General features: G+C 50.5%; 7 protein-coding genes and 1 pseudogene. 4 read left to right on the top strand and 4 right to left on the bottom strand.

Going from position 1 to position 10,463, the window contains the following annotated elements:
• From UC14_RS11460 to yebS, 4 genes are all read right to left on the bottom strand, one after another.
• Window positions 1-269: PAS domain-containing protein (locus UC14_RS11460; RefSeq protein WP_157962095.1), on the bottom strand; the 269-nt coding region annotated here is incomplete at its 3' end.
• A 371-nt stretch (window positions 270-640) separates the two neighbouring features.
• Window positions 641-2,158: a 16S rRNA (cytosine(1407)-C(5))-methyltransferase RsmF gene (rsmF, locus tag UC14_RS11465; RefSeq protein WP_037037450.1), complete on the bottom strand. Its 1,518-nt coding sequence runs from the start codon at window positions 2,156-2,158 to the stop codon at window positions 641-643.
• A gap of 84 nt (window positions 2,159-2,242) precedes the next feature.
• Window positions 2,243-4,873 carry a PqiB family protein gene (locus UC14_RS11470; RefSeq protein ID WP_013576154.1) on the bottom strand — a complete coding sequence of 877 codons (2,631 nt, stop codon included), beginning with the start codon at window positions 4,871-4,873 and terminating at the stop codon, window positions 2,243-2,245.
• On the bottom strand, window positions 4,842-6,089 hold the full coding sequence (yebS, locus tag UC14_RS11475; protein ID WP_112197718.1) for a membrane integrity lipid transport subunit YebS: 1,248 nt from the start codon (window positions 6,087-6,089) through the stop codon (window positions 4,842-4,844). The genes UC14_RS11470 and yebS overlap by 32 nt, the downstream gene beginning before the upstream one ends.
• A gap of 257 nt (window positions 6,090-6,346) precedes the next feature.
• Between yebS and UC14_RS11480 the strand changes: the two genes are divergently transcribed.
• From UC14_RS11480 to htpX, 4 genes and pseudogenes are all read left to right on the top strand, one after another.
• Complete coding sequence (locus UC14_RS11480; protein WP_013576152.1) at window positions 6,347-6,844, top strand: GAF domain-containing protein; 498 nt, start codon at window positions 6,347-6,349, stop codon at window positions 6,842-6,844.
• Between the two features lie 95 nt (window positions 6,845-6,939).
• Window positions 6,940-7,629, top strand: coding sequence for an RNA chaperone ProQ (gene proQ / locus UC14_RS11485; RefSeq protein ID WP_013576151.1), 690 nt, complete (start codon window positions 6,940-6,942; stop codon window positions 7,627-7,629).
• A 19-nt stretch (window positions 7,630-7,648) separates the two neighbouring features.
• Window positions 7,649-9,720, top strand: a pseudogene (gene prc / locus UC14_RS11490) (carboxy terminal-processing peptidase).
• Window positions 9,721-9,978: 258 nt separating this feature from the next.
• Window positions 9,979-10,463: protease HtpX (gene htpX / locus UC14_RS11495; RefSeq protein ID WP_112197719.1), on the top strand; the 485-nt coding region annotated here is incomplete at its 3' end.

The raw sequence follows: 10,463 nt of genomic DNA on the forward strand, positions 1-10,463 counted from the left end.
AATGGCGCGCGTCGTTCGACGATAGCAGCAAACTGCTCGCCAACCCGTTTGGCTTCATCAGGTGGCATGAAGTCAAAAGGCGTTTTGCCTAATACTTTTTCAGGTGGAACACCGAGAAACTCGATGCATTTATTGGAAGAGAAAACATAACGCCCCTGCGTATCGACTTCCCAGATCCAGTCAGAATTGTTATCGATGATATCCCGCAGGCTGGCCATTTGCTGTAATAGCAGCCCATCTGCTGATTCGAGTTTCATTTCATCCGACATGACACTTCTCCGACTGGCAGGTCTTTACTCAACATCAGGCATTAAGATTTATATCTGAAAATGATATATCACTAGCAATGTTATCTTGATGGCAATAATACATGTCACGGTAGGATTATTCCTACTTATAATTCAATAAATCTTTCTTGATAATATAAATAATTATCTACTATATTCGGCATAAAATGTTGCCTAAGTAAGGGTTCCATACACTTTGTCACCCCTATTTCACCTAAACACGACGTTGTACAGAATTCGCCAAAATGCTTGTCAGGATGAGTTTTTAATCGTTAAAGATAATGATTAGGTAGAATATTCTGCGCCATCACGATGATCTTATGGCACAGAAGTTTGCAAAAAGTTTAAATTAATTAATCGTTCGATAAGGTCTGCGGACGAACCGCGCCATCCCTGACCAGCTCACGCGGCAAACTATTTTTAATCCGGCTTCCGATTCGTTTCGCTAATCCCAACGGCTGGCCGAGCCATGTCACCAGACATTCATCTGCCGGTGGGGCAGTTTGCGGATAAATATCGACGCCCCGGAACCAGCTTTGCGCCAGTTCGTCGTCAATTTCAAAACGGTTTTTAGTTTCAGTATCGCTGAATGCGACCACGGCTTCGTGTTGCCAGCGGAAGCCTTTCGGAAAGCGTTCAGCCAGCCTGATACCAATACGCGAAAAGCGCACTTTCCCAAACAGCGGTTCCAGAACTGCTGGGAATATCCAGATCTCTTTGTCGCGTTGCCACAACGTATATTGTTTTTCCTGCCATAACAGTCCGGACTGACCGGCAGCTTTGATAATTTCTGCGCTGTCCTGACGGGAAAGCGGAGAGAAAGGGAAACGACCGACTTTGTATCCCGGAACAGGCAAGCGCGGTACGGAGTCCGTTTTGCGAAAACGCGCGACGAAGAAACCTTCACTGTCATAAACCTGAGGGAATACGTGCAGATAGCCTTCCTGCGTCACCGCTTTCCTCGCACCCGGGAATAAGTCTGCCAGCGATTCACTTTCCACCGCATCAGCATAAGTCTCGAGCAGCCACTGGCAGACCTGCTGGTTTTCCTGCGCATTAAGGGTGCAGGTTGAATAAACCAGTACACCGCCCGGTTTCAGCGCATGAAAAGCGCTGTCGATCAGTTCACGCTGCGTGGCAGCAATTTCCGACACGCTGTTTTCAGACCAGTTGCTCATGGCATCAGGATCTTTACGGATAACGCCTTCGCCCGAGCAGGGGGCATCCAGCAGAATGGCATCGAAAGTTTCCGGTAATGCGGCACCAAATACGCGCCCGTCAAAGTGGGTGAGTGCTGTATTGCTGACACCGCAGCGGCTGATATTGGCGTGCAGAACTTTTACCCGGCTTGCGGAATATTCATTGGCAACGATGCCGCCCTGATTTTCCATCAGCGCCGCAATCTGCGTGGTTTTTGAACCCGGTGCGGCGGCGACATCCATCACCAGCGTCGGCTGAGTGCCATCAGCAAATAACGCAGTGACCGGCAGCATTGAGCTGGCTTCCTGAATATAAAACAACCCCGCAAGATGAGACAACGCATTGCCTAAACGCGATTCATCCAGTGCATGGCGGTTGATCCAGAAACCTTCGGTGCACCACGGCACAGGCTCTAAATCCCACTGATAACTGCCGGCCAGTGTAAGGAAATCTTCCACGCTGATTTTGAGGGTGTTGACCCGCAGGCTGGGGCGAAGAGGGCGCTGACAGGCAGCGATAAAATCCTCCATGCTCAGGCTGGCAGGCATGATTGCACGAGTGGCTTCAAGAAAAGCGGCGGGTAATTTATCAGCAAAACTGCTGGCAGTGGTGAGCTTTGACAAGAGTGCGGTTCCAGAACTGAATAAGTTTTCAGCCGCGGAGTTTAGCATATTTACCTGCGCAGGGAGGGGCTTCAGTCGTAACCAGGAAACGAAAAGGCCACCCGAAGGTGGCCTTGATGAAAATCATATTGGTTAATTTTTGGGGATTGCCGTTCCCCATTTCTGCCAGTCTTTTGGCGCTTCCGGATTGAGCAGGAAATGGTTGCCATTGCTGGCTTTCGGCGCCAGCGGCGTTGTCGGTGGGGTCGCAAAAGCGATACCGCCACGGATAAACTGCTGGAATGTGCCGCTTTTGAACACGCCGCCGGTCAGACCGAATTGAAGGTCATAACCGGATGCCAGCCAGAACACCGAGTTTTCGCGCACCAGATACTGGTATTTCTTACTGATCCTCAACGTCACGTTTACCCGGTCGGCCATCGCGCCAAGGTAGAAGCCCGAGACCGTACCTACTTCGATGCCACGGAACAACACTGGCGTGCCGATTTGCAATGAACCGACTTCTGCTGCGTCAACAACAATGCCAAGACCGTCGGTGTAGCGGGAATCGGTAATGGTAGATTCCTGCAGGTCAAAATTACGCGCCGGAACACCTTTGCCTGCTTCAACGTTGATATAAGGCTGGAGCAGGGTTTCCAGATTACTGACACCACCGGCTGAAATCTCCGGAGAAACAATCGAGAAGCGCGAACCGCGACGGGCGAAGTCGTTCACAAATTCCGGATATAACACGGCTTTGGCCGAAACCTGATTGAGCTGCGGATCGAGCTTCAGTGATTCGACCTGACCAATTGTGATGCCCAGATAGCGTATTGGCATGCCAGCAGAAAGCTTACTGGCATCATAAGTGTTCAGCGTTATCTGGCTGCCGACAGCGCGGGCCGCGGTTTCTGAATCATACAGAACCCGTTTCACGCCTTTACTGGTGGAGACACCTTCAAGATTATCAAAGCTGATGGCGCCTTTCAGCGCACGATCCAGCGGCGAGGCCTGAACGGTCAGACCGCTGCCATTGAGCTGCACTTTGGCACCACCTTCAGCCCAGAAAATGCTTTTCTCAGACAGAAGATTGCGGTATTGCGGCTGAATATACACATCCACTTCAAACTCGTTCGCTTTCGGGCGAACATTCACAATCTGCCCAACCTGGAATTTACGGTAAAGCACCACTGATCCGGCCTGAATATCTGGCAGGGTTTTCGCCGTCAATGTCAGTGTGGCACCTGGCTGATCTCCCTGAATACCTTCAGCGGCTTTTTCCGCGTTGCTGTAAAGCGGGTATTTCTGAACGGGTTCACCTTTACTGCCAGGAATGAGGCGGATACCCCCATCGACCCATTCCTGTGCGCTGGCACCCAGCACTTCCATGCCATCAATACCCAGCTTCACATCCACGCGGCTGTTGACCACAAACTTGCTGTCTTTGTGCAGCAGATTTTTATATTCCGGCTTGATCGCGGCATTAAACAGGATGCCTTCATCAGTCAGCGTGCGGTCAATCACCGAGCCGACGTTGATACCGTAAAGCTTGATCGGCTGCCCCGCATCAATTCCATAGCTTTGCGGCGCAATCAGCTGAATCTTGACGGTACCGGGGTTCTGAAGCAGGCGCTGGTTACTGTCAAGCACCACGAAATGCTTTTGCGCTTCCCCATCGCCCGGGATCAGTTCCAGCGTATTACCCGTCAGTAACTGACTGATGTTAGCGTTGTTCAAACTAATTTTCGGGCTGTTCATTTCGATACGCGTCCCGGTACGCATCATGTCGATTACCGAAGGGTCGACAGTGAGTTTACCGGTAACTTTATTGTCGGGTTGCAAAGTGACTTTGGTCAGGGTACCGACCTGCAACCCCTGATACATCAGCGGTGTCTGTCCTTCTGACAAGCCGTTGCCGTTCGGCAAATCGAGATTGATTTCAACCCCACGCTGGCTCTGCGCCAGATCCGGATACAGCACGTAAGACTGGTCTGCTTTGGCCGGATTACCATCATTTGGCGAATCCATTGAAATGGCTCCGTTAACCAGCGCGGCCAGACTTTCCATTTGCACTTTCGCGCCACTCAGGCTGAAGTCGCCTTTAAAACCGGATACGTTCCAGAAGCGCGTGTTGTCTTTCACCAGACCGGCAAAACGCTTGTCGATCAGCAAATCAATCGTGACGCCGTCATTACCACTTTCAATGTCGTAATCGTAAACTTTCCCGATAGGGATTTTGCGGTAATACACCAGGGAGCCGGTGCTCAGTGAGCCCAGATCTTTTGAATGCAGGTGAATCATCAGCTCGCCGGTATTTAGGCGGAATTTAGGCTGGGTATCGAGCGCGACGAAATGATCTTTCTCTTTGCCGGGGCCGGGCATCATGCCGATATAGTTACCGCCCACCAGCGCATCAAGGCCGGAAACCCCGGCCAGTGAGGCTTTTGGCGTCACCAGCCAGAACTGTGTGCCTTCGCGCAGGGCGTCAGACAAATCGCTTTTGATACTGACTTTTACCTGAATGGTACGCAGATCTTTGGTCAGACTGATGGACTCTACTGTCCCAACCTCAACCCCCTGATAACGCACAGGAGTACGGCCCGCAACGATACCCGCTGCTGACTGGAAATCGATCGTGACAGTATTTCCACGCTCCTGATAGTTGCTGTAAATCAGCCATCCGGCGATCAGTAAAGCAATAAACGGCAGAAGCCAGAAAGGCGAAATCCGGCGCCTGTGTTTTATCCGTGCTTCAGTCGGTGTATTCGGCGTTTCCTGTTGCATGTGCATCCCAAATCAAGCGGCTATCAAGCCATTCAACGGCAAGAATGGTCAGAATTACGGCAGAGCCAAAGTAAAAGGCGGCCGGACCCATAGTAAAAGACAAAAGCTGGTCACGGTTTACCAGCGACATCATTAATGAAATAACAAACAAATCCAGCATCGACCAGCGTCCTATCCAGGTGACCAGTCGCAGTAAACGGATGCGCGTTTTCAGTCCCTGAATCGCTTTAAAATGGATGCTGAGTAACAGTGTCAGCATCACAATCACTTTAGTAAAAGGCACCAGTACGCTGGCAATAAACACAATTGCGGCAATCGGGATATTGCCTGAAGTGGCAAGCGAAACGACACCGGAGAAAATAGTGTCCTTCAGTTGCTGCCCGTTGGCGTAAATGATGGAAATCGGCAGCAAATTGGCCGGGATTAAAAACATCATGGCTGCAATCAACGCCGCCCAGGTTTTTTGCAGACTGTGTTTGTAGCGTCGTTGCATGGGAACATGACAGCGTGGACAGCGCCCGTGTTCATCCGGTAATCCGGTAAATTTACAGGCAATGCACAAACGCAGTGAAGACGGTACGCCCTTTGGCCTGCGCTGCGGATAAAACTCCTCCCACAGCTGCTCAATATTAAGATTAATCATCGTCATTGTGACCATCACAGTCATCATCAGATACGCGGCCAGTGCAACTCCGGCATTGATATCCGCATATTCTTTGACCTTGATGCTGGCGACCGCCATGCCAATCAGATAAATATCCAACATCACCCAGTCTTTCAGGCGGTCAAGCATCAGCAATACAGGTTTGAGATTCATCCCCAGCTTGCTGCCAAAATGCAGATAAAGAATTGAAACAGCGAGTGTCAGCGGCGCACCGATGGTGCAAAACGCGACCATACTTGCCGTGACCGGATCGCCCTGACGCGACATCTGCCAGATGCCTTCAAGCAGGCTGGCGTCAATACGCGTGCCAAGCAGACGGATGCTGATCAGTGGTTCGGTATAAGCGAAAGGCATCAGCAGCAAAATGCTGATGGCCATAGTGATCAGCCGGGGAAGGGAGCAAACTTTGCCTTTTTCCACTTTGGCGTTACAGCGCGGGCAATGTGCAGTTTGCGTCCGTTTCAGCGCCGGAAGCGAGAAAAGGTAATCGCATTCATGGCACCGCTGGTAGCGAACATGCGGTAACTGGACTGATATTGTGTTTATTTTCATAGTACCTGGAATAGTAAAGAATACCTGTTGTTACAATTACGCATCCCCGTTGGGGGGCAGACGAGGCCATCAGGCCAAGATCAGCCAGGTTTTTTTGACAAAATAACGTATTATGCGGTCGGCAAACAGTTATTGTAGGCGAGTCTTTTTGATGTCACACAGGATTAACCTTGTTCACATGGGCATTTAATGCTTATTTTATAGGGGTTAAGCACAACAGAACGGCTCAGTGCCCTTAGGTCATTATTGGTTACTACATGAATAAAGAAGCATTCTACACGGAATTAAAACGTGATTTGAACGCGTTGATCGCCGGAGAAAACAATTTTATTGCTACTCTGTCGAACGCAAGTGCCTTACTTTTTGAACGTCTTGATGGCGTCAACTGGGTAGGTTTTTATCTGCTGGACGGCACAACACTCGTGCTGGGGCCATTCCAGGGTAAAATTGCCTGCGTGCGTATTCCGGTAGGAAAAGGCGTCTGCGGTACCGCAGTAGCGGAAAATGCTGTACAGCGTGTGGGCGATGTTCATGCCTTCCCCGGGCATATCGCCTGTGATGCAGCAAGTAATGCCGAAATTGTTCTGCCAGTGGCCGTTAATGGCACAGTGATCGGCGTATTAGACATTGATAGCACCGTTTATCAACGCTTCGATGAAGCGGATGAACTGGGGCTGACAGAGTTAGTCAGCGGGCTTTGCCAGCATCTCGAAAGCTGCGATGCTGAAAAATATGTCAATCTGATCGTAAGTTGATCGTCGGATAACGTGGCATTTAATAATGGCGTCATTATAATGACGCCTGTTCATGCCTGCGCCGGTTGGCAAACCCGTTGTAATCAGGAAATTTCATGGAAAATCAACCTAAGTTGAACAGTAGTAAAGAAGTCATCGCCTTTTTGGCTGAGCGGTTCCCGCTCTGTTTTACCGCCGAAGGCGAAGCACGCCCATTAAAGATCGGTATCTTTGCGGATTTGGTCGCGCGCGTGCAAGGTGAAGAGAATCTGAGCAAAACTCAGTTACGCTCTGCTCTGCGCCTGTATACCTCAAGCTGGCGTTATCTGTACGGCGTTAAAGTCGGTGCAGAACGTGTTGATCTTGATGGTAATTCATGTGGCGTTCTTGAAGAACAGCACGTAGAACATGCCCGTAAACAGTTGGAAGAAGCGAAAGCCCGTGTTCAGGCACAACGTGCGGAACAACAGGCTAAACGTCGTGAAGCCGGTGAAACCGCTGAGCCACGTCGTCCACGTCCGGCCGCTAAAAAACCTGCGCCGCGTCGTGAAAATGCGCCCGCAGCTGTGGCTGGCCAGGAAAATCGCAAACCACGTACACCTCGCCCACCGCGTGAGGAAAAACGTGAACCGCGTCATGTGCCAGTAACAGACATTTCAAAACTGCAAATTGGCCAGGAAATCAAAGTCAGAGCAGGTCAGAGTGCGATGGATGCAACCGTATTGGAAATTGCCAAAGACGGTGTTCGCGTTCAACTCTCTTCGGGTCTGGCGATGATTGTACGCGCAGAACATTTGCAGTTCTGATACGGAGGCCAACTCAGGCATGAACAAATTTGTCAGATTAAGCGTTATTGCGGGTCTGTTAATGGCAGGAGCCGGGCTGGTGAACACCAGCTTTGCTGCGAACGAGAGTACACCGGTGACTCTCGCTCAACTTCCTAATTTAACGCAGGATCCGCAGGATGCAACGGTGAGCGAGCGTGTGACTGCTCGTTTTACCCGTTCACATTATCGTCAGTTCGACCTTAATGCGGATTTCTCAGCGAAAATCTTCGACCGTTACCTCAACATGCTCGATTATGGCCATAACGTATTAATGGCTTCCGATGTCGCACAATTTACTGATAAACGTGCCACCTTGGGTGAGGAACTGAAATCCGGTCAGTTAACTACCCCCTATGCCTTATTCAATCTGGCTCAGAAACGCCGCTTTGAACGTTATGACTATGCGTTAAAAGTGCTTGAGCGCCCGATGGATTTTACGGGCAACGACACCATTGAACTTGATCGCAGTAAATCACCGTGGCCGAAAGACCGCGCTGAGCTGGACAAATTGTGGGATGCGAAAGTCAAATATGACGAGCTGAACCTCAAACTGACCGGCAAGAACGATCAGGAAATTCGCGATGTATTGTCTAAGCGTTATCATTTTGCGATGAAGCGTCTGACGCAAAGCAACAGCGAAGATGTCTTCCAACTGGTCATGAATGCCTTCGCGCACGAAATTGATCCGCACACCAACTATTTATCGCCTCGCAGCACTGAACAATTTAATACTGAAATGAGCCTGTCTCTGGAAGGTATTGGTGCGGTCTTGCAAGGTGACGACGATTATACAGTCATCAATTCGATGGTTGCTGGCGGCCCGGCGGCCAAAAGTAAAGCCATTGCAGTGGGTGACCGTATTGTGGGTGTCGGTCAGGTTCAGGCAGGAAAACAGACTCCGATCGTTGATGTGATCGGATGGCGTCTCGACGATGTGGTTGCGTTAATCAAAGGGCCAAAAGGCAGCAAAGTCCGTTTGCAGATCTTGCCAGCGGGTAAAAATGCCAAGAACCATGTGATTACGCTGACCCGCGAGAAGATTCGTCTCGAAGATCGCGCCGTCAAAATGACCATCAAAAATGTTGGCGCTCAAAAAGTCGCTGTGATGGACATTCCTGGCTTCTATGTTGGCCTGACAGATGACGTCAAAGTGCAGTTGCAGAAAATGGCTAAGCAGAACGTTAACAGCCTGGTTATCGATCTGCGCACCAACGGAGGGGGGGCGCTGACGGAAGCGGTTTCGCTGTCCGGTCTGTTTATCCCAAGTGGTCCGGTGGTTCAGGTACGCGATAATAATGGTCGCATCCGTCAGGACAGTGATACTGATGGCGTCGTTTACTACAAAGGTCCGCTGGTGGTTCTGGTTGACCGCTTCAGTGCTTCGGCATCAGAAATCTTCGCCGCCGCTATGCAGGATTATGGCCGTGCGCTGATTGTCGGTGAGCCGACCTTCGGTAAAGGTACGGTTCAGCAGTATCGTTCACTGAACCGTATTTACGACCAGATGCTGCGCCCTGAATGGCCTGCGCTCGGTTCTGTGCAATACACTATCCAGAAGTTCTATCGCATCAATGGCGCAGTACTCAGCGTAAAGGGGTTACCCCGGATATCCTGATGCCAACCGGTATTGAATCGATTGAAACCGGCGAGAAGTTCGAAGATAACGCACTTCCGTGGGATAGTATTAATGCGGCAACCTACACCAAATTAGGCGACATGAAACCGTTCCTGCCTGAATTGCTGAAAATGCATGAGGCCCGTATTGCGCAAAATCCTGAGTTCCAGTACATCCAGCAAGATATCGCGCGTTACAAGGCGCTGAAAGACAAACGTAACATTGCCTCTCTGAATTACGCCCAGCGTGATAAAGAAGATAAAGAGGATGATGCACTGCGTCTTAATCGCCTGAATGAACGCTTCAAGCGTGAAGGCAAGAAGCCGCTGAAATCTCTCGACGATCTGCCGAAAGATTATGTTGCTCCGGATCCTTACCTTGATGAAGCTGACCATATTGCTGTCGATCTCGGTAAGCTGGAAAAGTCTCAGGTTGATCAGGCCCCGGCAAAATAATTCTGGTGACAGACTGACTAAAAGCGCACTCCGGTGCGCTTTTTTTATGCGGTGTTTTTCTGAATAACATCGGTATTTCAGCCCTGTCTGTAAAAGCAAACGCTTCAAAATGTAAAGTATTGTGAATTCAGGCCTTCAGAACGCATGGAGTCTTGAATCCTGATAAGAAGCCCATAGGATCAGTACAGCCCGGCATGCTATGTGCCGGTGGTATGACTCGCTAATAACAATGAAGTAACAATGAGGAAGTGAAATTTTATGATGCGTATAGCGTTGTTCCTGCTGACTAACCTGGCCGTTATGCTGGTATTCGGGCTGGTACTTAGCCTGACCGGCATTCAGCACAGCAGCGTGCCGGGGCTGATGATCATGGCCGGGCTATTTGGCTTCGGTGGCGCAATTGTCTCATTACTGATGTCGAAATGGATGGCGTTACGCTCAGTGGGGGGGGAAGTCATTGAGCAGCCGCGTAACGAAACTGAGCGCTGGTTGATGGACACCGTACGTCGCCAGTCTCAGCAGGCGGGCATTGCGATGCCACAGGTCGCGATTTATCACGCACCCGATATTAACGCCTTCGCCACGGGCGCACGTCGCGATGCCTCTCTGGTGGCGGTGAGCACCGGATTGCTGCAAAGCATGAGTCAGGACGAAGCCGAGGCGGTTATCGCCCATGAAATCAGCCACATTGCGAACGGCGATATGGTAACCATGACGCTGATTCAGGGGATCGTGAATACCTT

The organism is Rahnella sp. NRRL B-41462, from assembly GCF_003263525.1.
Classification (GTDB): Bacteria; Pseudomonadota; Gammaproteobacteria; order Enterobacterales; family Enterobacteriaceae; genus Rahnella; species Rahnella aceris.